General features: G+C 36.4%; 23 protein-coding genes and 1 pseudogene. 16 read left to right on the top strand and 8 right to left on the bottom strand.

What is annotated here, in order from left to right:
- Nucleotides 1–44 precede the first annotated feature (44 nt).
- From GMB29_RS23330 to GMB29_RS23305, 6 genes are all read left to right on the top strand, one after another.
- Nucleotides 45–830 (top strand): GNAT family N-acetyltransferase, encoded by a 786-nt coding sequence (locus tag GMB29_RS23330; protein ID WP_136352530.1) that lies wholly within the window; start codon nt 45–47, stop codon nt 828–830.
- An 811-nt stretch (nt 831–1,641) separates the two neighbouring features.
- Nucleotides 1,642–3,537, top strand: coding sequence for an endonuclease MutS2 (locus tag GMB29_RS23325; RefSeq protein WP_136352531.1), 1,896 nt, complete (start codon nt 1,642–1,644; stop codon nt 3,535–3,537).
- Between the two features lie 105 nt (nt 3,538–3,642).
- Nucleotides 3,643–4,074 carry a hypothetical protein gene (locus GMB29_RS23320; RefSeq protein WP_136352532.1) on the top strand — a complete coding sequence of 144 codons (432 nt, stop codon included), beginning with the start codon at nt 3,643–3,645 and terminating at the stop codon, nt 4,072–4,074.
- A gap of 220 nt (nt 4,075–4,294) precedes the next feature.
- A complete protein-coding gene (locus GMB29_RS23315) occupies nt 4,295–5,626 on the top strand; it encodes an FAD-dependent oxidoreductase (RefSeq protein WP_136352533.1) in 1,332 nt (443 codons plus the stop codon).
- Nucleotides 5,627–5,898: 272 nt separating this feature from the next.
- Nucleotides 5,899–7,287, top strand: coding sequence for a class II fumarate hydratase (gene fumC, locus GMB29_RS23310; RefSeq protein ID WP_136352534.1), 1,389 nt, complete (start codon nt 5,899–5,901; stop codon nt 7,285–7,287).
- A gap of 185 nt (nt 7,288–7,472) precedes the next feature.
- Nucleotides 7,473–9,170: a methyl-accepting chemotaxis protein gene (locus GMB29_RS23305; RefSeq protein WP_136352535.1), complete on the top strand. Its 1,698-nt coding sequence runs from the start codon at nt 7,473–7,475 to the stop codon at nt 9,168–9,170.
- 69 nt (nt 9,171–9,239) lie between these two features.
- Here GMB29_RS23305 and GMB29_RS23300 read toward each other — a convergent pair whose 3' ends face one another.
- Entirely contained in the window at nt 9,240–10,589 is a 1,350-nt protein-coding gene (locus GMB29_RS23300; RefSeq protein WP_136352536.1) for a sensor histidine kinase, read from the bottom strand.
- The gene (locus GMB29_RS23295; RefSeq protein ID WP_136352537.1) at nt 10,586–11,251 is read right to left on the bottom strand and encodes a response regulator transcription factor; all 666 of its coding nucleotides are present in this window, start codon (nt 11,249–11,251) and stop codon (nt 10,586–10,588) included. The genes GMB29_RS23300 and GMB29_RS23295 overlap by 4 nt, the downstream gene beginning before the upstream one ends.
- A 262-nt stretch (nt 11,252–11,513) precedes the next feature.
- Between GMB29_RS23295 and GMB29_RS23290 the strand changes: the two genes are divergently transcribed.
- The 4 genes from GMB29_RS23290 to GMB29_RS23275 all read left to right on the top strand — a co-directional run bounded on the left by GMB29_RS23290 (nt 11,514) and on the right by GMB29_RS23275 (nt 14,506).
- Entirely contained in the window at nt 11,514–12,758 is a 1,245-nt protein-coding gene (locus GMB29_RS23290) for a S1C family serine protease (protein ID WP_227551420.1), read from the top strand.
- A 242-nt stretch (nt 12,759–13,000) separates the two neighbouring features.
- Nucleotides 13,001–13,183 (top strand): YozQ family protein, encoded by a 183-nt coding sequence (locus GMB29_RS23285; protein WP_136352539.1) that lies wholly within the window; start codon nt 13,001–13,003, stop codon nt 13,181–13,183.
- Nucleotides 13,184–13,413: 230 nt separating this feature from the next.
- The gene (locus GMB29_RS23280; RefSeq protein ID WP_136352540.1) at nt 13,414–13,518 is read left to right on the top strand and encodes a YjcZ family sporulation protein; all 105 of its coding nucleotides are present in this window, start codon (nt 13,414–13,416) and stop codon (nt 13,516–13,518) included.
- Between the two features lie 190 nt (nt 13,519–13,708).
- Nucleotides 13,709–14,506 (top strand): DUF2935 domain-containing protein, encoded by a 798-nt coding sequence (locus tag GMB29_RS23275; RefSeq protein ID WP_136352541.1) that lies wholly within the window; start codon nt 13,709–13,711, stop codon nt 14,504–14,506.
- 215 nt (nt 14,507–14,721) lie between these two features.
- On the opposite strand, the gene GMB29_RS23270 is transcribed toward GMB29_RS23275, so the two are convergent.
- The 4 genes from GMB29_RS23270 to GMB29_RS23255 all read right to left on the bottom strand — a co-directional run bounded on the left by GMB29_RS23270 (nt 14,722) and on the right by GMB29_RS23255 (nt 16,425).
- On the bottom strand, nt 14,722–15,036 hold the full coding sequence (locus GMB29_RS23270; protein WP_136352542.1) for an EamA family transporter: 315 nt from the start codon (nt 15,034–15,036) through the stop codon (nt 14,722–14,724).
- 108 nt (nt 15,037–15,144) lie between these two features.
- Nucleotides 15,145–15,462 (bottom strand): DMT family transporter, encoded by a 318-nt coding sequence (locus GMB29_RS23265; RefSeq protein ID WP_136352543.1) that lies wholly within the window; start codon nt 15,460–15,462, stop codon nt 15,145–15,147.
- Nucleotides 15,463–15,465: 3 nt separating this feature from the next.
- Nucleotides 15,466–15,807, bottom strand: coding sequence for a DMT family transporter (locus GMB29_RS23260; protein ID WP_136352544.1), 342 nt, complete (start codon nt 15,805–15,807; stop codon nt 15,466–15,468).
- A 39-nt stretch (nt 15,808–15,846) separates the two neighbouring features.
- A complete protein-coding gene (locus tag GMB29_RS23255) occupies nt 15,847–16,425 on the bottom strand; it encodes a TetR/AcrR family transcriptional regulator (RefSeq protein WP_168733807.1) in 579 nt (192 codons plus the stop codon).
- 195 nt (nt 16,426–16,620) lie between these two features.
- On the opposite strand from GMB29_RS23255, the gene GMB29_RS23250 reads away from it, so the two are divergent.
- The 4 genes and pseudogenes from GMB29_RS23250 to GMB29_RS23235 form a co-directional block, all read left to right on the top strand.
- Nucleotides 16,621–17,802: a D-alanyl-D-alanine carboxypeptidase family protein gene (locus GMB29_RS23250; protein WP_227551419.1), complete on the top strand. Its 1,182-nt coding sequence runs from the start codon at nt 16,621–16,623 to the stop codon at nt 17,800–17,802.
- A 101-nt stretch (nt 17,803–17,903) separates the two neighbouring features.
- Nucleotides 17,904–18,074 (top strand): twin-arginine translocase TatA/TatE family subunit, encoded by a 171-nt coding sequence (locus tag GMB29_RS23245; RefSeq protein WP_046512441.1) that lies wholly within the window; start codon nt 17,904–17,906, stop codon nt 18,072–18,074.
- Between the two features lie 96 nt (nt 18,075–18,170).
- Nucleotides 18,171–19,970: a M3 family oligoendopeptidase gene (locus tag GMB29_RS23240; RefSeq protein ID WP_227551418.1), complete on the top strand. Its 1,800-nt coding sequence runs from the start codon at nt 18,171–18,173 to the stop codon at nt 19,968–19,970.
- 30 nt (nt 19,971–20,000) lie between these two features.
- Nucleotides 20,001–20,205, top strand: a pseudogene (locus GMB29_RS23235) (cation:dicarboxylate symporter family transporter); the annotation flags it as partial.
- 420 nt (nt 20,206–20,625) lie between these two features.
- Here GMB29_RS23235 and GMB29_RS23230 read toward each other — a convergent pair.
- Entirely contained in the window at nt 20,626–21,351 is a 726-nt protein-coding gene (locus GMB29_RS23230; RefSeq protein WP_136352547.1) for a ZIP family metal transporter, read from the bottom strand.
- A 138-nt stretch (nt 21,352–21,489) separates the two neighbouring features.
- Nucleotides 21,490–22,494, bottom strand: a complete 1,005-nt coding sequence (locus tag GMB29_RS23225) for an ABC transporter substrate-binding protein (protein ID WP_136352548.1) — start codon at nt 22,492–22,494, stop codon at nt 21,490–21,492.
- Nucleotides 22,495–22,661: 167 nt separating this feature from the next.
- Here GMB29_RS23225 and GMB29_RS23220 point away from each other — a divergent pair, with 167 nt between their 5' ends.
- Nucleotides 22,662–23,666 (top strand): FecCD family ABC transporter permease, encoded by a 1,005-nt coding sequence (locus GMB29_RS23220; protein ID WP_136352549.1) that lies wholly within the window; start codon nt 22,662–22,664, stop codon nt 23,664–23,666.
- Nucleotides 23,663–24,718, top strand: a complete 1,056-nt coding sequence (locus GMB29_RS23215) for a FecCD family ABC transporter permease (RefSeq protein WP_136352550.1) — start codon at nt 23,663–23,665, stop codon at nt 24,716–24,718. Before GMB29_RS23220 ends, GMB29_RS23215 begins: the two co-directional genes overlap by 4 nt.
- Nucleotides 24,719–24,987 lie beyond the last annotated feature (269 nt).

The raw sequence follows: 24,987 nt of genomic DNA, 5'->3' as shown, positions 1-24,987 counted from the left end.
TGATCATTTTAGATAAATTTCTGATGATGACAGGGGAGATTACAATGACGTTTGAAAAGTATATTGAGGCATTGGACCTTGCTTATATTTCCTCATTTTCTAAGAAAGTAAACACAAGCTGGGGATGCCTCTTTTATAATGAGGATCAGCCAAATTATTATGATGCAAACCATGCTCATATTTCTAGTTACACACATGCCTATGAAGAAATTATTGATGAGGTCATATCTTTTTATGAGGAAAAACAGTTAGTTCCAAGGATTTATCTTACCCAATATGGAGGACATGAAGATTTTATCACAACACTCAAACAAAAGGGGTTTGGCTTTGAAGAATTTGATAGTCCAATTCAGCTTTGGAAAACAAAGGTTGATATCATTAAGAATCCGAAGGTGCAAATTGAAAAAGTAACAGAAGAGAATATGCAGTCTGCCATCGATATTGAGTGCCAAATCCCAGAATTAGGCGGGACGATCAGGGACAAGGCGTTCAAAGAAGAATTTTCACAAGAAGCTTACACTCATTATTTATTAAAATATGACGGTGCTCCATGTTCAACAGCATGCATTTTTCAACATGAGAATGATGCAAGATTAGAAAGTGTTGCCACATTAGCAGAATATCGGGGAAAGGGACTAATTAGTCAACTCATTCACCATATTCAAGAGGATGTATTAAATAGAAATATTGATCGACTTTGGGTCATGCCAATAAATGAAAGAGTAGAAAACGTTTATAAGAAATCGGGATTTGAGACCATTGCGAATGTTAAGGTTGGGCATGCTTATTTAGGCGGAAAAAGTATAGAAGATATTCGGAAGGGACAATAAAAAATCCTTATATTGACAGGACAAACTTCAGTCTGTTACTTTATTAATAACAATATTTTAGGAGATGTGTTTTGTGAGGGTTTCTGTTCTTAACTAATCGAAGTAAATACTTCAACTACATGAATACACTTGAAAAACTTTTAAGTTATTAAAGGTTTATTTGAGTATGTTTCTGTAGAAAGTTAAGAACAAAAACGGTTAACATACACAATTTGCGATCTCCTGCATAGTGCCCGTATATAAACCGTGCTTTGTTTAAGCACGGTTTTTTGTGCAATCAGAATGGATAGTTTAAAAATGATTGTATAAATAAACAAAGGCAATCGTCATTAAAGTTTGGCGACATGCTAAGGTTTTATATTGGGCAAATATGTTTATTAGGCGAATTCTGCCAAATAATTCGAGATTTACAAAGGTGATGAACAACCCATGTTCATCACCTTTTTTTATTTACTAAGCTATGTTAAAGCTAATTGTTGATTTTTAATAACTTTGTTGATTGTAGCGTAAGGCGTGAGACTCCTGTTTAGAAATGCGGAAGCGCCTGTTCAGCCTAGGGCAAATAAGACGCTCTTGAATAGAAGACGTTCTTTGTCTTCAATTCAAGAGTGGCTTATGATCTCGAGGCAGTTACGAACGCGACGTCCTGTCGCTGTAACTGCACTTGCACGTCCTGTGCTTCGGGGCTAGGTGCTGGAGCAAGACAAGGGAGAGGCTCCCGGACCGCCCGCGGAAAGCGAACGCCTGCAGCGGAAATCAACAACCAAGTTTAACAGAGCCATTTATTAAAAAAATATTGGAGGTTCATACATTGAACAAAACAGCGATTCAACGTCTAGAATTTGATAAAGTACTTGTATTACTAAGTGAATATGCCATGAGTGATGCGGCAAAAAAAAGAGCGAAAGAACTGCTGCCAATTCAAGATGAGAAAAAAATACGCAGATGGCTGAATGAAACAACTGAAGCATGTAAAATCATTGAGACTTCATCAAGTATTCCTGTTCATTCGCTACATGGTGTTGAACAACTCGTTGCCCTTGTCGATAAAGGGTATCTCATCACCCCTGAACAATTCGGGTTTTTAGGGGCATTTTTAGATAGTGTGAAGAAAATCAAAAAATTTATGATGAAACAAGAATACCATGCACCTACAATTAGTTCATATGCCTATTCCCTTTATGAGCTGTCAGAGCTGGCTGATGAAATCTCACGCTGTATTCGTAACAATCGAGTTGATGATTATGCAAGCAAGTCATTAACGAAAATTAGAAATAAAGCTGGGGCACTGGAAGAGAAAATCAAAGCAAAATTAGCGCAAATCATGAAAACATCTTCTAGTTATTTGCAGGAGCAAGTTGTCAGTATGAGGAATGGAAGATATGTCGTACCTGTAAAAAATGAATATAAGCGAAAATTTTCAGGGACGATCCTTGATCAATCCTCAAGCGGTTTAACGGTGTATATGGAACCAAGTGAACTAAATAAGCTGCAAGACGAACTTGCCTTTTTGAAAGTGGAAGAAGAGCTTGAAGTTCAAAAAATCCTTGGGATCTTAACCGAAATGACTGCAAACTATAAACAGGAGCTTCTCCTAAATATTGAAGGGATGATTTCCTACGATTTTATTTTTGCCAAAGCAAAACTAAGCAAGGTTATGCGTGGAAATGAAGTGCAGCTTAGGCCGGATGAAGGTTATCAGATAATAAATGCAAGACATCCATTATTAGGTGAGAATGCTGTACCTTTGAACGTTACATTAGGCAGAGACTATCAGGCTTTAGTGATCACAGGACCGAATACTGGTGGTAAAACAGTAACAATAAAAACGATTGGTTTGTTGGCCATGATGGTTCAGTCAGGGCTCCATATTCCAGCGGATCACAGTAGCTGTTTTTGTATAATCAACGATATCTTTGTAGACATTGGCGATCATCAAAGCATCGAACATTCTTTAAGTACATTTTCTTCTCATATTCGCAATGTCATTGATATTCTAAAACAATCACGAGAAGATACACTCATTATTCTTGATGAAATCGGATCAGGTACAGATCCTCGCGAAGGTATGGGGTTAGCCATTGCAATCTTAGAAGCACTGTATCACTCTGGAGCAATGATTGTCGCGACTACTCATTATAGTGAAATAAAAGAATTTGCCGAAAAAGCGAGCGGATTTCAAAATGGATCAATGGATTTTGATATTGAAACACTGCAACCACTCTATATGCTCATCATTGGTAAGGGAGGAGAGAGTCGAGCGTTTGCGATTGCGCAAACATTAGGAATGCCTGAAGAAATCATTACAAGAGCAACCGAAATTTCCTATGATCAACCTCGGGGGGAAATAATGATAAATCCATCCATATCGACTCGAGAACCAGCTCGGATAAAGAAGCCAATCCAAAAAGGAAACCAATCGGTAATAAATTACCAAATCGGTGATGCTGTTTGGGTTCCACATCTGCAAACGAAAGGAATCGTTGTTTTAAAACCTAACTCAATGGGAGAGATGGAATTATTCGTAAAAGGTGAAAAGCTCATTCTTAATCATAAACGAGTAAAACCATTTATAGAGGCAAAAGAATTATATCCAGATGCATACGATTTAAACCAAGTATTTGATAATAAAGAAGACCGTAAGAAGAAAAAAATGATGAATCGAAAGCATGTGGAAGGGTTAACGATTGATTATCCCGAAGAATAAAAGAAGTTCCATCAAGAGAAAGTTGTAGGAAATGCAACTTCTCTTTTTTACTAGGAAGTGTTTTTCTAAAGTTGGAAGGTTTATTATTTAAATCGGGGTGATTAAATGATAGAAATAATCTATGATACCAGTAATCTTGAAGGATCTTGTTATATAGAGATTCTTCCTGATAAGTATAAAGGGGAGTGTTGGAATCCTTCTTCAATTTACTTTACAGAAGAAAACTTCGGCTATATCACGCCTGTCTTTGAAAAATGCCATAAGAAATTTGATTATTATGCATTCAATGAAATTGATATAGATACTTGGAAGTTAATTAGTAAGGAATTAGAATATGTGAAACAATATTTAGCTAATAGTCCCAATCCATATTCACTGAAAGATATTATAGGGTTTCCGTTCACTGATTCTGAAGAAGAGTTTATAGATAATTTTGATACAAACGTAAAGCAACTGATCTCGATGATTACCCAATTTCTGTCGTGGATAGAGGAAAAAAGTGCTTCAACAAAGTTTATATCCGTTTTAGGAATGTAAACGAAAGAGCAGAGTCAAACAAACTGAATAAAAAAGCTGTCAACAAATGGGTATTGCAAAGATTTGGTGACAGCTTTTTTAATTATTATGTGAAAAACTTCACAAAAACATATTGCATTTTATTTAGGAGCGGCATATAATAAAAACATCAATACAATGTGAATAACTTCACAAACATATGTGAAAATATTCACAAACTATTTTTCAGGAGGAATACAAAATGAAAATTGCCGTTATTGGATGTACACATGCTGGAACAGCAGCTATTTCAAATATGATAAAACTATACCCAAATGCAGATATAAATGTATATGAAAAAAATGATAATATTTCATTTTTATCTTGTGGAATTGCGTTACATGTTAGTGGAGTAGTAAAAGATCCAAATGGTCTATTCTATTCTTCTCCAGAACAATTAACAGAGCAAGGTGTTAATATGTTTATGAAACATGAAGTGATTGATGTAAATATTGAAAATAAAACAATTATTGCACGAAATCTCGTTACTAATGAAACATTACATGAAACATTTGATAAATTAGTTATTGCCACTGGTTCATGGCCTGTTATTCCTAAAATCGAAGGAATTGAAATGGAGAATGTCTTACTTTGCAAAAACTTTAACCATGCACAGACAATTATTGAAAAAGCAAAACATGCACAAAATATTGTTGTAGTAGGAGCAGGTTACATTGGCATTGAGTTAGTAGAGGCGTTTGAAATGAGCGGCAAAAATGTTACGCTTATCGATGGCGAGGAACGAGTTTTGAGCAAATATTTGGATGAACCTTTTACAGATATTCTTGAAGCGGATTTCCAAAAGCGTGATATCAAGCTAGCCTTAGGAGAAACTGTCACACGTTTTGTTGGGAATGATGAAAAAAGAGTAGCAGCCGTACAAACAACGAATGGCACATATGAAGCAGATCTAGTGATTTTATGTATTGGTTTTCAGCCAAATACACGGTTGTTTAGAGGACAAATTGATATGCTTGAAAATGGAGCAATTAAAGTAGATGAATACATGAGAACAAGTAATCAAGATGTATTTGCAGCAGGTGACAGCTGTGCAATCCGCTACAATCCAACAGGCGAACATGCTTATATACCATTAGCAACAAATGCGGTCAGAATGGGAACATTAGTAGCAAAAAATCTTATTAAACCAACCATTCGTTATATGGGCACACAAGGAACTTCAGGTCTAAGACTATTTGATCAAAATATTGCTACAACTGGTTTAACTGAAACAGCAGCACTTCGTATGGGTATGAATGTGAAAAGTATCACAATCTTAGAGCATGACAGACCTGAATTTATGCCAACTTTTGAAGATATTATGCTTAAAATCGTTTATGAAGAGGATACAAAACGAATTGTCGGAGCACAGGTAATGTCTAAAGTAGATGTTACTCAATCTATTAATACACTGTCTGTTTGTATCCAAAATAAGATGACAACAGAAGAATTAGGTTTTGTCGATTTCTTTTTCCAACCACACTATAATAAGCCTTGGAATTTCTTAAACCAGGCTGGTTTACAAACCATTTAAGCTGTGATGTGAGGCTTGCTCAACTTTTTGAGTGAGCCTTTTTAAAAGGATAAGAAAGTATAAGCTTATGTACTTAGTTTTGGTGTCTAGCTCCAGCGCCTAGCCCCGCGAGGTCATAAGCCATTCAGGAATTGAAAAGAACACCTTCTATTCGATCGTCTTATTTGCCTGAGGCTGAACAGGCGCTTGCGCTTTTCTTATGTGTCACGCTTTTAATATAGTTGGAAAAGCCATACAATATAAGATGTAATCATTTTTCGGAGGTGTATGTGGTGAATTATCGTATTGAAAAGGACACAATGGGCGAGATTCAAGTACCAGCTGATAAATATTGGGGAGCCCAAACACAACGAAGTAAGCAAAATTTCAAAATTGGCGGCGAGAAGATGCCAAATGAAGTAATTATCGGTTTCGCCATCTTAAAAAGAAGTGCTGCAAAAGTAAATGATTCACTTGGAAAGTTACATAATGAAAAAGCTAAGGCAATAGTAAAAGCATGTGATGAAATTATAGAGGGTAAATTAAATGAACATTTTCCACTTGTCGTCTGGCAAACAGGCAGTGGAACACAAAGTAATATGAATGTGAATGAGGTCATTGCCAGAAGAGGAAATGAATTTCTAAAGGAAAAAGGGATGGATGTTACGATTCATCCTAATGATGATGTGAATATGAGTCAAAGTTCGAATGATACGTTTCCTACTGCAATGCATATTGCAGGAGTGTTAGCCGTAACCAATAGGCTGTTGCCGGCTATTGACACGCTTTCTGTAACATTGGAAGAAAAAGTAAAAAAATTCAAGGATGTTGTGAAAATTGGACGGACACATTTGCAGGATGCGACACCGTTAACACTTGGACAAGAGATTAGTGGATGGTCACATATGCTTCACCAAACGAAAGAGATGATTCAACAATCGGTCGAGTATATGAAAAATTTGGCTATTGGCGGTACTGCTGTCGGGACTGGAATTAATGCACATCCAGAGTTTGGAAGACGTGTTGCAGAAGAAATCAGCAGTTATACAGAAGAAAAGTTCACATCGTCAATCAATAAATTCCATGCTTTAACAAGTCATGATGAAACAGTATTTGTACATGGTGCATTAAAGGCATTAGCAGCAAATCTAATGAAAATTGCAAATGATGTTCGCTGGTTAGCAAGCGGTCCTAGGTGTGGTATTGGTGAAATAACGATACCTGAAAATGAACCAGGCAGCTCAATTATGCCTGGGAAAGTGAATCCGACCCAAAGTGAGGCATTAACGATGGTTGCAGCTCAAGTAATGGGAAATGATGCGACAATCGGTTTTGCAGCAAGCCAAGGGAATTTTGAATTAAATGTCTTTAAGCCTGTTATCATTTATAATTTTTTACAATCTGTCCAGCTGCTGTCAGATGCCATCATTTCCTTTAATGATAATTGTGCGATTGGTATTGAAGCTAATTTACCTGTTATTAACCGCTATGTGAACGATTCATTAATGCTTGTTACAGCCTTGAATCCTCATATCGGGTATGAAAACGCAGCGAAAATAGCTAAGCTTGCGCATAAGGAAGGATTAACGTTAAAAGAAGCGGCCGTTAGGTTAGAGCTATTAACAGAAGATCAGTTTGAACAATATGTGAAACCTGAAGAGATGGTTTATCCAAAAGAATAATCAATCGATATACAAATCGGTGTAATAAAAGGCAGTGGATTTTTCAAATAAATCCACTGCCTTTTGTGTTTTTTATTGGGGAAAATCTCCTATAAATCAATGATTTAACTATTAACAATTTTCGTTATATGACGATATAAACCTTAGATATAGAAGGGGCAAACTATAGAAAAAGGAGAATACTCATGAAACAGGTTTTAACATTTAAAAGTATAAGATCAAGAATTTTTGCAGGATTCATTATTGTCATTGCATTAGTTATTGGTCTTACGTTAGTTAATATTATTTCAATTAATAAAATTAACAATAACACAGACCATATTGTAAATGAAAATTTGAATTTACTCATTTATAACCAAAATTTATCGTCTACAGTAAAAAATGGTATAGCAGCAGCACGGGGCTTTTATTTAACAAAGGATGAACAATACATAGAAGATTTTGAAGCACAATTCTCTTTGAATGAAGAATTAAGCAAAGAAGCGATTGAAAATGGGATGTCTGAGGAAGGGAAGAAACTTGCAGATAAATCACAAGAATGGTTTGAGATCGCTGCAAATCAAATTATTCCAGCATATAGCCGTGGAGATGTAGAGGAAGCACGCCGGTTATTGGCAGAGACAGATCCTTTAGTTAACGAAATTGTTACAGGTTTTGAAGATGCTACTCAGAAACGAGAAGATTTGATTAATAGTGACGGAAAAGCAATTATCGATCTAGGGGAATCAACTGCAACTATTTCGATTATTGCTTCAATTTTAGTGATTTTATTTGCAGTCCTTTCAGCCATTTTTACATCAAGAGCTATTACTAAACCGATTAAAGTTGTCATGGAAAGAATGGGCTCAATGGCAGCAGGGGATCTAAGTCAGCAGCCAATACGTACTAATTCACGGGATGAAGTAGGAAAACTAGTTGATTCAACAAATCAAATGTCTGATAAAGTTCGTGAGCTATTGCAGCAAATTTCCGATGTGTCTGAAACAGTATCAGCACAAAGTGAAGAGTTAACGCAGTCAGAAAATGAGGTAAGAGTAGGATCTATTCAGGTTGCTACGACAATGCAGGAAATGGCGTCTGGTTCTGAAGCACAAGCCAGTCATACAACAGACCTGACTTCTACGATGACAGAATTCGCAGCGAAAATTAGTGAATTAAACATGAATGGTGAACAAATTCAACAATCTTCCAATCAAGTCATCTCACTTGCTGTTACAGGCAGTGAATTAATGGACGGTTCATCATCACAAATGGCAAAAATTGATGGGATTGTTCAAGAAGCGGTCTTAAAGGTGAAAAATTTAGATTCGAAATCAAAGGAAATCTCAACACTTGTCGAAGTGATTAAAGCAATTGCAGATCAAACAAATCTCTTAGCCTTAAATGCTGCAATTGAAGCTGCGCGTGCAGGGGAGCATGGAAGAGGGTTTGCGGTAGTTGCAGATGAAGTCCGTAAACTTGCTGAACAGGTTGCTGTATCTGTAACAGAAATAACAGGCATTGTAAAAGGTATTCAAGAAGAGACGAATAATGTAACAGATTCTTTAGAATCCGGTTATCGTGAAGTAGAACAAGGGACAGAAAAAATCGAAGAAACTAGCACAACATTCAAAAATATTGATAAGGCTTTAAACAATATGGCTCAGGATATTCAAGAGGTACTAGAAACACTAGCAATGATTTCGAAAGACTCACAAAGTATGAATACAAAGATAGAGGAAATAGCGGCCATTTCCGAAGAAGCAGCTGCTGGAGTTGAGCAAACATCTGCTTCCTCACAGCAAACAAGCAGCTCGATGGAAGAAGTAGCAAAAAGCTCAGATGATTTAGCAAAATTAGCTGAGAAAATGAATCTATTAGTGAGACAATTTAAATTGAAATAGATTGTTAGGAAGTGGATTGTATCCCTGCTTTATCTGACATAAGAAAAGGACCGGTAAAGCGGGTCCTTTTCACCTATTATCTCCATAATGTAAAGGAATTTTCGCATAAAATGCAGCGCCATTTTCTTCATTTGCAGCCCATACTTCTGTTTGATGTATATCTGCAATTCGTTTTACAATGCTTAATCCTAAGCCGAACTCTCCTTTATGTCCCTTTTGAAATGGATCGAAAAGACGATCTTTTATATGATCATCAATTGGAGAACCATCATTCCATAAGCGCAACAAAATGTCATCCTTTGTTTTTGTTAGGGTGATGGAAATCACCTTATTGGCAAATCGTAATGAATTCTCAAAAAGGTTTTCGATCAGTTTTTCCCATTGCTCCACATCACCTAAAACCATCGCTCCATCTAAGTGAAGCTGCCAATCCAGTTCAGGCTTTGCCCATTTAATTCGATCTACCTCATCAGAGAGAAGCTGATCAAGACGAAAGGTTGTTTTTATTGGTTTTCGTGTTGCTAAGAAATCAAGCTTTGTCAAATAAAGCAAATCCTTTATTTTTTTCTCAAGCTTTTCAGATTCCTCTTCAATCACATTCATTGTACTTGTTAAGTCTCCCTTAGGAAAAATCCCGTCAGTTACTGATTGTGCGTATCCGCGAATGACCATTACCGGAGTTTTTAGATCATGAGAGATATTTTGCAGTAAGGTCTGTTGTGCTTCATCTTTTCTAACGAGATGCTGCCTCATTTTCTCAATCGTATGACCGAGCTTGCCAATTTCATCGTTACGATCGACGATTACAGGCTCATGCCATTCCTGTTCAGAAATGTTTTTAACATGTTTTTCTAATGTAACAAGTGGTTTCGATAAATATCTTGCAAGCCATATCGATGGGATCCAGCTGAAAAGAAATACAATAAACATAACGATCATCAGTTGGCGAAAAAGTGTATAGACCAGATCGTTTCGATATGTATCCCAAGAATAGGATAGTAGATAGCTTGGTTCTCCATCAACGGTGAATTTTCTAATGACATAAAAAAGTGTTTGGTTTTGTAAAGTATTTTCATAGCGTTCAACAACATTCGTTTGTTTTTCAGCTAACTTCTGAGTGTGTTTAATAAAATCAGCTGGTAATTCATTTGAATATAAAATGAATGAATTATAAATAGGCAAAATCATATGTGAAACGGTACGATCTCGTTGTCCGGATGCCCCAAATTCATTTCTTTTATTTTCCGGATTTCCGAACTCTGTTAATACCATTTGTTCATTTTCAATCGTTTTATAGATTTCCTTCGTAAAAAACCCCCTTAACGTTGTTGGAAAGAGGATGACCAATAATAATGAAATCGCTAATAAAATCCCAGAGAAGACAAGCCAAATTTGAAAGGCTAATGATTTATTTTTCATCCTTTTAACATCCTATAGCCAAAACCATAAATCGTTTCGATCTTAAGCTCAGGCATCTTTTTCCGTAATCTTCTTACAAGGTCGTCAACTACACGATCTGTTCCATAATAATCAGAACCCCATAATTTTGTTAAGATTTGTTCTCTGGAAAATGCCAGTCCTTGGTTATGCAGAAAAAGCTGTAGTAAATCAAATTCCTTTGAGGTCAGATTTAAGTCATTTCCATTTAAGTAAACAATCCTAACCTGTTCATCAATATGGTAAGGGGGAAGATTGATCATTGTGCTTTCTTTCTCCGAATATGTTCTCGTTAACAGTTTTTGTACCCTGATGACAAGCTCCCTTGGTAAAAAAGGCTTTGAAATATAATCATCACTTCCCAGTTCTAACCCTAAAACACGATCAATATCTGCATCTCTTGCTGAGATAAAGATAACTGGTACGTCAGGTGTTGCAGCTTTAATTTCTCTAATTAATTGGTAGCCGTCAATATCTGGCAGCATAATATCCAATATCCATAGATGAGGAGGCTTGTTAATAAGATTTCTTGCTTCCAAACCTGTTAAACAAGAAGTTACCGACCAGTTTTCATTTTTTAAATACATGGTTAATAGTTCGTTTAAATTTTTTTCATCTTCAACTAAATATATAGTAAAACTCATCGTTTCACTTCCTCTCAGGCACTATTATACAACGTCCTTTCTTAGCTGTTTGGTCTTTTCACAATTTCCCATAATTCTTTCATTATTATCCCAAACTCTTTCATTATAGTATCACTATGAACAAGAAAGAAGGGATGAAAGGCATGAAAGCCATTATTCTTACAGGAGTATCATTATTATTCATTCTTATCGTAATTGGTGGATTTGTTAGTACACAGGGAGCATAAATACATTTCGAGAATACAATATTGGAGGGCTAATGATGGGCTATTATGATGAAACCGAAATCACAAGAGAAAAAAGTAAACCACGTCGAAGCTTTAAACCTATTTTATCATCGCTTGTTAGTGGAGTTGTCGGTGGTGCACTCGTCTTAGGTGTTACAACGTTTTTAGAGCAGGGATCCCAAACGGAAAATAAAGCGTTAGTAGAAACTTCTACACAAAATGAGGCAAAAGAGACTGCATCTACTGTTTCAACAAAGGAATTGTCTGCAGACTCCAATTCAATTGCAGACATTGTTGAGCAATTATCACCAGCCATTGTAGGAATCACGAATATGCAATCGCAAAACAGTGGAGATATGTTTAGAAATTTTTCCGAGAACAGCGAATCTGAAAGTGTAGAAAGTGGGACAGGTTCTGGAGTTATTTTTAAAAAAGCAGGTGATGCAGGCTATGTCATCACAAATAACCATGTTATCGAAGGGGCCGAGTCAATCGAAGTAACCCTGTTTAATGGTGAAAAAGTCCCTGCCGAACTAGTTGGAACAGATGCATTAACAGATATTGCTGTCCTTAAAATTGCTGCTGAACACGTAACAGTTGTGGCAGAAATGGGGGATTCAGCTTCACTTCGTACCGGTGAAAATGTTATCGCAATTGGGAATCCACTTGGCGAAGAATTTTCAAGAACGGTTACACAAGGAATTGTCAGTGGTGTCGATCGCACAATCGATGTGACCACATCTGAAGGAAATTGGGCATTAAATGTTATTCAAACAGATGCCGCAATCAATCCGGGTAATAGTGGTGGACCACTTATTAATATGAGTGGTGAAGTGATTGGTATTAATAGTTTAAAGATAAGTCAAAACGGTGTTGAAGGATTAGGTTTTGCGATCCCGAGTAACGAGCTCATGCCTATTGTTGAAGATTTAATGAAAAACGGAAAAGTTCAAAGACCTTTTATTGGCGTAGGACTCATTGAAATGAGTCAAGTTCCAGAATATTATCTACAGGAAAACATGAAACTACCAGAAGATGTAAAAGAAGGGGTAATCGTTGGCAATGTATCAGAAGGTTCCCCGGCGGCTGTTGCAGGACTGCAACAACAGGACGTGATTGTTTCAATGAATGGAACTGCTACTACAAGTGCCAGTGAATTAAGAAAAATTCTTTACACAGAAACGGAAATAGGTGAAGAAGTAGATATTACCCTTTATCGTTCAGGGAAAAAAATGAACGTTCAGATTAAGTTAACAAACCGAGATGCAACGAATGCATAGTGTTTCGTTAAATGATCAAATAAAGGAGTAGCCGTTACTCGTTTAAAATAGATAGGAAAGAGGCTGACTCATGGTTAGGAGATCCTAATGAGTCAACCTCTTTTGTCTAAATTGACCTTTTTTCCGTTTAATGAGTAACAAATGACCATTTTGCAAATAGTAACGATATGAAGCAACACTTCCATTAGTGGGAGCAATTTGCCCGTTAATAAGAAAAGATCTAGCCAAGGAGTGGTTAATGTATGGAGAAAAAAACAAAGTTAGACAGCAAGCAAATAGCAGGAAGAGCATATGAAGTTGAGGATTACAACCGTCAAGATGAGCTTTCATCAGGCTTAGCTACAACGCATGAACAAGCATCAGATGATTATATGGAAGGTACAATTGATGCAAAGCTTAGTAATCAGGATGAATCTAGAAGCTAAATAAATGAGGCAATTATTGCTTTTCTATTAAGGTTGAAGAAACTATTACATTCACTGCGGTGATGTAATAGATTCTTCAACCTTTTTCTTTGCTTTTATGAAATCTATCGTTTTTAAATAGTGAATTTATAAAATGGGTACAATTGTATGCTTATGTCTTTAACGATGTAAGTTGTTTCAGCATATATTGTTGTTGTATTGTCAATTGAAATAGAAAGAGGTGAACATAAATGGGTCAAGAAGGTGGAGGTTATGCAGGAGGTTTTGCATTAATCGTTGTCTTGTTCATCTTGTTAATCATCGTAGGTGCTGCTTACGTTGGTGGAGGATACTAATCTTAACGAACGATCATAAGGATCAGGGAGAGCCTACTTTTTGGTAGGTTCTCTTTGTTGTAACACTAGTGAGTATAATGAAATGATTTAATATTTACCGGTTTTTTAATAAAGCTGCAAATGCGTTTGTTCTACTAGGACAAGCGATCTAGTCATAAAAATGAAAGGAATACGGTAGGGGAGGAGTCATATGAATACATTTGAAGAAGCAGCTTCCTTCGAACATCAATTTTGGCTTCAAGTATTAGGAGACCATGCTCGGTTTATTTTAGATTCTTTAGCAGAAAGTCAAAAAGCGGATATTGAAAAAGCAAAGTATTTCAGACAAGTTTTCGATACATTATTAAAAAAGGCAAGAGAAAAAACAGATCTAGTATCCTTAACATTAGAAGCAGAAGAATATGCATTAGAGTTTCGGGAATTTAAGCTCTCGATTATAAGAAGGCATGTCGCAGGTCATATAAAGATTCATTTAACCCCAACATTCATTAATCACATGGTAAATGAACTTGAAGAATACTTACTCGTTTTAACATATTTAAAAAAGAAAGAAAAGCCGCCCATTTTCCATGAGCTTCATCATCATTTAGTGTGGTTAATAGATGCTGCAGGTCATGCCGGGGCAATTTCGGATACTCTTGATGCATCAGAAAAACAACTTAAACTTAAAAGTGATTTATTTACGAAGCAATTTGAGGATTTTTACTTAAAGGCAGTTGAATTATCAGGCTATTTAAGGGCAAATATCGATTCTTTTCCAGCATTAACGAGAATGAACAAAGAGGTAAAACTGGAAATTGAACTTTTTAGAGGCTTTTTATCTGAAATTGAAGAGATGGGTCTAACAAAACAAATGTTAAGTACATTCTCTCCGTTAATGGCAGATCATATGTTGCGTGAGGAATGCTACTATTTAATGAAGGTTGCACAGTCAACAAACACGAATAAACCAGATTGCGATCCAACAAAACCTAGATTAGAAAAGTAAAAGTGCCTTGCAACATGTAGTAGACACTCATGTTAGGAAAGGTTTGTTCCTTTCTTTCATGAGTGTCTTTTGATTATGTACTTTTACGACCTGTGTAGGTTCTTAATGAAGAGATTGAATCGAAAAATGGGAAGAGTCCTTCACAAAGAAGATGAAGAACCCAACTTTGTCAAAGACCATTCATCATGGTGTTTTTCCGTTTTGCACGTTCATTTTTAATAGTACGAATTGTGTGGGACGGCACTGCCGAATAAAATGAGCAGTACACCAAAAACCTTTGTGCATGAAACAGATTCATGTAGAACAACAATCGATGCAATGATCGCTGCAGGCAGTTCAGCCGCACCGAGTAATGTGGCTAGACCGGGGCCAATTTTGAGTGTACCTATCGAAAAAAGTAAAACAGGTAAAAGGACCCCAAAAAATCCTAAAATGCTGCCAAACTTCCATAATCCCTCACCTAAAGAACCATTTACGATGAAATTGGGTGAAAGAAAGATTAATAAAAAGAGCATATCTCCTAAGGTCATAAAAAACTCCTCGTTATCGAGGGGAGATGAATGGCAACTATCCGCTAACAAAAATAAAAAAGGGCGAATGAAAAGGAAAAATCTCTCATATTAGAACCTGCTTCCTTCTTAATGCGGGATAAATTTAAGACCAATTGTTGAAGTAATGATCACAGTAATAAAGAATATACGTTTAAAGCTAGCAGATTCTCCTAAAAATAATATACCGATTAATGCACTTCCAACTGTTCCAATACCAGTCCACACAGCATAGGCTGTTCCCATTGAGATTGACTCCATTGCTTGGGACAAGAGGGAAAAACTCAGAGTGAATCCAGCAATCAAATAAAACATGTTCAGAATCGATTTTTTCTTGTTAAATTTAGAAATTGCAGCAACACCAGCAACTTCACAAAATCCTGCTAAAATGAGATAGACCCAAGCCATCTCTTACACCTCCCTTTTTGAAGTATTCCGATCATTCGTTACTAACTTTAACCCGATTACCCCTGAAATAAGGAGCGTACATAAGCCAATTTTTAACAAACTAATTGAGGTACTAAAAAAGAGAATCTCTACAAGCACCGTTCCAGCAGCACCTAATCCAGTAAAAACAGCATAAACAGTACTTATTGGCAAGTGATTTGTCGCTTTAATGAGTAAATAAAAGCTAATCATAATAGCCAAAATCGTTCCTGCCCATTCAAATGAACTCCCAGCATGCTTTAAACCTGTAACCCAACTTACTTCAAATATGGCTGCAAAATAAACGATCACCCAGTGTTTATTCAAACATTTCCCCTCCCTTTTCTAACGCATAGGAATCTATAATTAAGGTGCTTCCGCATGTAATGTTATTCCTTTCCAAAAAATTTTCCAGCTTGCATGTAGTCTTTTTTGAAATCGGTCGTTTCCGCTATATAGCAATTCAACTAAAACCGTATCATATAGACCAATAAATGCCGTAACAACATCATTTACAGGTTCAGTAAGAGAATCACGATTCTGCTCAAAAACGTCAATTAATACTTTTTCGATGTCATCATAAAAGAGATAAACTTTATCCATTACTTGCTGATATAAATGTGTAGGAGGGAGAAAGCCCATCCTTAATAAAAATTTAGTATTATCATACATTTCGTATCTTTTACTAAATCCTTGTAAAAACTCAAAGAGAGCTACCTTTAAATTTAAATGATCTTTTGTAAAAAAGTCTTGAATATAGGTCCTTTCAGTTGCTAGAACTTCATTTAATATTGTTAAAAATAATTCATCTTTATTGGCAAAATGTGCATAAATGGATTGCTTTTTAATCCCTACTTCCCCTGCAATAGCAGATAGTGAGGTTCCATCATAGCCGCTGTTTGCAAAATGAAACAATCCTGCCTTCTTAATTTCGTTAGAGGACATCTTCATCACCTTCCTGACGTTCGTCAGTTATGTAGTATAATTGTCCGTTATAGAAGTGTCAACTAAAAAACGCTTTTATGTAAAATATAGTTGTTTTTACCTATCGCTTCAAAATCTTGACATTGCTTTTTTTATAGCGTCCTTGTTATGCTAGTTCTTGGAATTTAAAGTACAAGTTTAAGAGGAGTAAGCTACATGAATCAATACATCTTTAAGATCACTTCGATCATCACTCTGTGCTTATTCTTATTTCCAAATATGATAAGTGCTACCTCAGAAAATAATGAATTACAACTAAATAGTGAAGCGGTTATATTAATAGATGCTCAATCAGGTCAGGTATTATATGAAAAAAATAGTGACGAGAAGCTTCCGCCAGCTAGTATTACAAAAATTGCAACCGCTATTTATGCCATCGAAAAAGGTAATTTGAATGATATTGTCTCTATTAGTGAAAATGCAACAAAGGCCGAGGGGACGCTGGTATACTTAGAAGCGGGGGAGCAAGTTCCATTAAAAAAACTTATTCAAGGTCTTTTGATTAACTCTGGAAATGATGCAGGGGTGGCGATTGCTGAACATTTAAGTGGTACTGTTGAACAATTTGTAATCGATTTTAATCAATATTTACAGGAAGAAATAGGTGTTGAAGATACGCATTTTACAAATCCTCATGGTCTATACAATCCTGAACATTTAACAACTGCCGAAGATATGGCAAAAATTACACAATATGCAATACAAAACGAATTATTTCGTGAAATTTTTGATACACAAGAGCTTAAGTGGGATGGAGAAACATGGGATACAACGTTAATTAATCACCATCTAATGGTTCGCGATCAGTCGTATGAAGGCATAACAGGCGGTAAAAATGGCTTTGTAACGGAAGCTGGTTTTACACTTGTGACAAGTGCTGAACGGGAAAAGTTGAGCTTAATAGCTGTTACGTTAAACTCAAAAACAGATGAACAATCTTATCAAGATACAACCGCATTATTTAATTATGGATTCCAACATTTTGAAACTGAAAAAATTGAAAGTAATGAACAGTTTGTTGATGCTTGGAAAAATAAGTATGAAACAGATGAGGAAATTGTCTATGTGAAAAAAATAGGAGAAACCGTTGAAAAAGATATTCTCCCAACTGGAGAACTTCTCATTAAGGGTGAAGACGATCGAACGATCAAACAAGAAATGCTTGAAGAGCTGAAAAGCAATGATAAGAATGAACAGTTAAAGAGTAAAATTGTAGAACCGCCAGTCTCGGAAGAACAGATCAATGCAGAGAAACATTTGCATATTTTAGTACCATTTGCCATATTCATCTCATTTTGCATTTCAGGTATTTTTTACTTGCAAATAAGAAAAATATAAAATGTAAAGCAATGCACTTGTTCATCCTTTTTTGCATATATTTGTTAATTTCGTTATAATGTAAAATGGATATTATTCTCTTATGAAAGAAGTGTTAATCGATGAACTTGGGTTTTGGGGAAATCATGCTTATCGTTTTTGTCGCATTATTATTATTCGGTCCAAAGAAATTGCCTGAGTTAGGTAAGGCGGCCGGGAAAACATTAAGGGAATTTAAACGAGCTACAAAAGGTCTTATGGATGATGAAGATGATACATCAGTAAAAAAGTAATGAAGAAAAGCTCTTTTGAATAAGCAAGAGGCGGGGCAATAGCCAATGTCTCTTTTTTTGTGTGATAAAAATAAAAAGCGAATCGGAGGAGTAAAATTGAATACACCTATTTTTAAGGAAACATGGGATTTAGAAACCTTTTTTAATGGTGGTAGTCATTCTTCTGAATTTAAAACGTATTTACAAGAAATTGATCAGCTTGTAAATGATTTGGAGCAAGATATGCGTAAATGGCCTGGCACATTCTCGCAAAATGACATAAATATATTATTAATGTCGATAAAAAAGATTTCATTTATAACCATTAAATTGGAGCAAGCAAACTCATTTGTTGGCTGTTTACAGGCTCAAGATACATCAGATGGGCAAGCCAATCTATTGCGCTCGAAACTAACGTCAATGAGTTCAGCTTTTACAAAAGTCATGCTGACATTTGAACAATTGCTTGGTGATATCGAAGAAGATGTATGGGCGGCACTTCTGAAAGATTCGCAATTAATCGAAATTACATATGTATTAAATGAGATGCGTAATCGGACAAAAGAACGACTTTCTGTTGAAAAAGAGCAATTAATTCAAGATTTGTCTGTCGATGGTTACTTCGGTTGGGAGCAATTATATGATCTTTTAGTTGCGAAAATTCAAATCCCATTTGAAGAGAACAATGAAATAAAACATCTATCAGTTGGCCAGGCATCAAATAAATTTTCAGACCATGACCGCAATGTTCGGAAAAGTCTTTTTGAGAAATGGGAAACGGCTTGGGGCTCACAGGCAGATGTTTTTGCAGAGACGCTTAATAGACTAGCTGGTTTTCGTTTAAAGGTTTATAAAGAACGAGGCTGGGATGATCCTTTAAAAGAACCTCTTGAGATCAACCGGATGAAAAAAGAAACACTTGAAACAATGTGGCAAGTTATATCAGAAAACAAACAGCCACTTGTTGATTATATGAAGCGAAAAGCTAAAATGTTAGGGGTTCCAAAACTTAGCTGGTATGATGTAGAAGCACCGGTGGGTGAAGCAAGCTCAGCAATGACTTACCAAGAAGGGGCACAATTTATTTTAAAGCAGTTTGAACAATTTGGTCCATTGTTAACTAAATTTACAAAAACAGCTTTTGAACAGCAATGGATTGAAGCAGAAGATCGTCCAGGTAAAGCACCTGGTGGTTTTTGTACTAGTTTTCCTGAAAGCGATCAGTCACGCATCTTTATGACGTTTTCTGGTACACCATCAAATGTTTCAACACTTGCTCATGAATTAGGTCATGCTTTTCACTCATATGCCATGAAGGATGTTCACCCATTAAATTGTGATTATGCAATGAATGTAGCTGAAACGGCATCAACCTTTGCTGAAATGATTGTTGCAGATGCAGCAGTAAAACAAGCAAAAGATAAAACGGAGCGTCTCGCTTTGCTGGAGGATAAATTACAACGAAGTGTTGCGTTATTAATGAATATACATGCCCGCTTCTTATTTGAAACAGCATTTTATGAAGAACGGAAACTTGGGGTTGTACCAAGTGAAAGATTGTCTGAGTTGATGGTAAAGGCACAGAAAGAAGCATATTGCGATTCACTTGAAGAGTATCACCCGCATTTTTGGGCATCAAAGCTGCATTTCTTTATTACAGATGTACCATTTTATAATTTTCCTTATACGTTTGGCTATTTATTTTCACTTGGAATTTATGCCAAAGCGCTTGAGGAAGGGAAAGCATTTGAAAAGAAATATATCGATCTGTTAAAGGATACAGGGGCAATGACTGTCGAAGAATTAGCAGCCAAGCATTTGTCTGTCGATTTAACAAAACGTGATTTCTGGGAGAATGCTGTAGCGATAGCTGTTAGTGATGTAGAGGATTTTATGAAGTTAACAAATGAATCGTAATTAACAAGCAAGTATGTTTAAAAAGGATATCTGGTTGCCGTTGTTCTTACATATGTATTGGCAAGCATAGGAACAGCTGGTGTCCCAGGAGTCGGTTTAATCTTATTAGCAATAGTTTTAAACTCTGTAGGATTACCTGTAGCTAGAATTGGTTTAATCTTAGGTATTAACTAACCGCTTATTAGATATGGCACGAACAGCCGTTAATATTACAGGAGTAAGTAGAAGGATATGACTCTCGTCTGTGATATTGGCTACATTTTTGAAACGGAAATAATCCGCAATTAGAGAAAAGTCCTTCATCAAGGTATGAAGGACTTTTCTGCTGTGATGTAAGTGGAAAAGGTCCTTCATCAAGGAAATGAAGGACTTTTCAGATGCGAAATAATTGGAAAAGGTCTTTCATCAAGGTATGAAGGTCTTTTTGCTGTGATGTAAGTGGAAAAGGTCCTTCATTAAGGAAATGAAGGACGGTTTTGATGCGAAATAAGTGGAAAAGGTCCTTCATCAAGGAAATGAAGGACTGATCTGATGCAAAATAAGTGGAAAAGGTCCTTCATCAAGGAAATGAAGGACAGTTCTAATGAAATTTAAGTAAAAATCGTCCTTCATCGATGTAATGATGGACATAACAAAAGACCTTAAATTAAATCTTCTAAAATTGTGATAATATTAAGGAACATAACAAACCAAATGAAGAAATTAATCCAACAATCGCTCCGCCTTCTTCAAATGCTTCTGGCATCATTGTCGATGCAACCATTGCCATAATTCCTCCGGCAGCAAAAGCAGAAATAAATGAAAGAAGTGTTGTGGAAGCATCCTGTAAAAGAGAAAAGCCTAGTAAGGAGCTTAATGAAGCAAGAAGTACGACAATTAGCCACATAATCAGTAGCGTTTTTTTACTGTAACCATCTTTTTTTAGACCAACCGTACTTGATAGCCCTTCAGGAAAGTTACTTAAAAAAACGGCAATCACCATCAAATAACTCACCGTACCTTGTTCTAGCAAACTCACGCCAATAATAACTGATTCTGGAATGGCATCAATGATTGTTCCAATAAAAATGGATAACCCTGAATGATTATCACTTCTCTTTTTTGTCCGTTTCCGTTCATTACCGCCTTTTTTGGTAATAAACAGTTCAGAAATTGTAAAGACAAATGCTCCAGATAGAAATCCAATTGACGTCGTCAAAACGCCATCTTCTCTAATGGATTCAGTAAGTAATTCAAAGGAAGCCGCCCCGATTAAAACTCCAGTTCCAAATGACATAATCAGACCTGTTACCTTTTTCGGGAGATCTGTATATAGACCAATAAGAGCACCTATCAAGATTGAGGAACCGGCAAGTGCTCCCCAAAATGCAGACTGAAGCAAATTTTTATCCTCCTATCCATTATTCTACCTACTATCTTCCCCAGTTTTAAAGAATCATCATCCCATTAAATGAAGAAACTTTGTAAAATATCTAAAGAAATACAAAAAAGCGACTGACCAACGTCAGCCGCTTTTATCTTATTTCATGATAATTTCTTCAAGATCATCAAGTAGCTTATTTGCAGCCAAGACACCACCCGCTGTATTCCAGATCGCATCATCTACTTTATAAGCTTTTCCAGCCTTAACTACTTCAAGGTTTTTCCAAAGTGGATCATTTGTCCATTCTTCTTCTGTTTTCGTTGCTTCCGTATCACCAGGTGGTGCATACGTGAAATAGAATAAGATGTCTGCATCCATTTTTGGAATGACTTCTTTACCAACTTCACGAACAAATAAGTCATCTTTATTATCTGCAAATAATTCTTGAACACTACTTGAATGTTTTAATCCAAGCTTATCGAAAATCACACCAGAGAATGTATCTGTGTAATAAACTCTAGTTAATCCAGCCATAAAACGTACAACTGAAACTTCTTGGTTTAATTTATCACCAGCTGTTTCTTTGAACTCAGTAATACGTGCTTCGAAATCATCAATCACTTTTTGCCCATCTTCTTCAAGGTTGAGAGCTTTTGCATATAATTTAAAGTTTTCCTGCCAGTCGCCTCTTAATGTTTCAGAAAAAACAGTTGGAGCAATTGCTTTTAATTGTTCATAACTTTTTTCCTGACGCATTTTGTTACCGATAATAAGATCTGGTTTTAGTGCAGCAATTGCTTCAATATTGATTTCACTTTCTGTACCAACAACTTCAACATCTTTCATATCACTTGCAATATGTTCATACCAAGGCTCACCTAACCAAGATTGTACGGCACCTACAGGTTTAACACCTAATGAAAGGAGTGCTTCAGTACCTTCGTTTGTCAGGATGACTACTTTTTTTGGTGTTCCGGTAATTTCTGTTGTACCCATTGCATGTTCAATCGTATAGGTTTCTTCAGCTTTCGAATCGTTGTTACCTTCAGCACCCTCTGTTTCAGTGCCTTCTTCAGCCTTGTTGCCGCAAGCAGCTAGTACTAACATGATGATACTAAGTAAAAATAATGATAGCCACGATTTTTTATATGTAGTTTGCATACATATCCTCCTTATTTATTTGATAATGATTTTCATTTGCTAAGAGAATGATAAAATCTATTAATTAAAATGTCAACATTTAATTGAAAATGATTTTCAAATTCAATTATTTTTGTTAGAATAAAAGCAGTTAAAGAGAAGCAATCGTTTGACATAGGGAGAACAACATGGTATTAAAATCAAATCAACTTAAAATTTTTGGCTTAATAATAGGAATTATCCTACTTATTGTATTAATGTTTGGAAGTCTTATATTGGGATATACGGATACAAGCTGGAAACTTGCATATGAAGCATTTACTAGTTTCGATGGTTCAAATGAGCATATTATCATTCAAAATGTTCGCTTACCTAGATCGTTAATTGGAGCAGTAGTTGGTGCATGCTTAGCTGTAGCAGGGGCATTAATGCAAGCGTTAACGAAAAATCCTCTAGCATCACCAGATGTTTTTGGGATTAGTGCCGGTGCAGGATTCTTTCTCGTTATTGGGGTTTCTATATTTTATGTCGATTCATTACAAGCTTTTACATGGATTGCATTCGCTGGAGCCGCCTTTACTGCATTTGTTGTCTATTTCATAGGATCATTCGGTAGAGAAGGATTAACACCAATGAAGTTAACATTAGCCGGTGCCGCTATGGCAGGGTTGTTTGCTTCATTAACACAAGGTTTGCTTGTTGTGAATGAGTCTGCTCTCGATCAAGTTTTATTTTGGTTAGCAGGTTCTGTTCAAGGAAGAAAACTTGAAAGCCTGCACACCATTTTGCCGTATGTTATACCGGCCTTGATCATAAGCATGATAATGGCGCAGAAAATCAATGTGTTAACAATGGGTGAAGCTGTCGCGAAGGGATTAGGACAACGTACAGGATTTGTAAAGATTCTTGCTGCGTTAATTATTATTGTGCTTGGCGGCGGTGCTGTTGCAGTTGCAGGTCCTATTTCTTTTATTGGGATTGTCATCCCGCACTTTGCAAGATTTTTAGTGGGACATGACCATCGCTGGATTATCCCATATAGTGCCGTACTTGGTGGCGCACTATTAGTTATTGCGGATATTTTAGCGAGATTCATCATCATGCCTGAAGAAGTGCCAGTAGGAGTTATGACAGCCTTGATTGGAACTCCCGTCTTCGTTTATATCGCACGCAGGGGGTTCGGTCAAAAATGAAAAAATATTTCAGATTACGTTTAGGTTCAGATAAAATTTCGTTTTTAATTGATAAAAAAGCACTGATAACATCACTTATCTTACTCGTTATTGTTTTGACGATCTTCATATTCAGTACAAGTATAGGTGAAGTAATAATCAGTCCTCTTAATGTGGTGAAAACATTTTTTGGCTATGGAAATGAAATGGAGAATCTATTTGTTTATTCGTTTCGCTTACCACGGATCATCATTGCTTTATTAGTTGGCATTTGTTTAGCAGTAGCAGGTGCTATCCTGCAAGGGCTGATTCGCAATCCATTAGCATCACCAGATATTATCGGAATCACAGGTGGAGGTTCTGTAGCAGTAGTGGTGTTTCTTATGCTATTTAGTAATAAGAATAATGCCTTAACTGTTAGCATAGAATGGATGCCAGTTGCAGCGTTTATTGGGACGACAATAATAGGATTACTCGTTTATCTACTGTCTTGGAAAAATGGATCCTCTTCAATCAGACTTGTTTTAATAGGTATTGGTTTATCAATGCTAACTCAATCATTAACAACATTATTTATGATAAAAGGTCCGATTTACCAAGCTGCACAAGCAAATGTATGGATTACAGGAACAGTTTATGCCTCAACATGGGAACATGTTCGCGTATTACTGCCAGTCGTCATCATCTTATTGCTTGTAAGCCTCATTTCGGTTCGAAGAGTCAACATACAAGAACTTGGTGATGAACTTGCAACAGGTGTAGGCAGTGCCGTACAAAAAAATAGATTATTTCTCTTAATCTTAAGCACAGCGCTAACGGGAAGTGCAGTAGCTTTTGCTGGAGCAATTGGATTTGTCGGATTAATGGCACCGCATATTGCTAGAAGATTAGTCGGTTCTTCATTTGGTGCACTTTTACCTGTTTCAGCATTAATAGGAGCCATCTTAGTGATGGTTGCTGATTTAATAGGAAGAACATTATTTTCACCATTAGAAGTACCAGCCGGTGTGTTTACCGCGGCAATTGGGGCACCATATTTCATATATTTATTATATAAGTCGAGAAATAATTAATATAGAAAAGCGGAAGCGCCTTGAACAGCTCCGACTAGCATAAGACGCAACATAATAGAAGGCGTACTTTGCCTTCAATTATGGGGTGGCTTATGACTCGAGGCAGTCGAAACCGCGACGTCCTGTCGCATCGTCTGCACTTGCACTTCCTGTGCTTTGGAGCCACGGCGCTGGAGCTAGACAAAGAAAAGCGGAAGCGCCTTGAACAGCTCCAACTAGTATAAGACGAACCATAATAGAAGACGTACCTTTGCCTTTTACTTATGGAG

The sequence above is a fragment of the Metabacillus sediminilitoris genome, assembly GCF_009720625.1.
In the GTDB taxonomy this organism is placed as follows: domain Bacteria; phylum Bacillota; class Bacilli; order Bacillales; family Bacillaceae; genus Metabacillus; species Metabacillus sediminilitoris.
The sequence above is the reverse complement of the archived record's forward strand: the minus strand, read 5'-3'. Positions and strand labels throughout refer to the sequence as shown.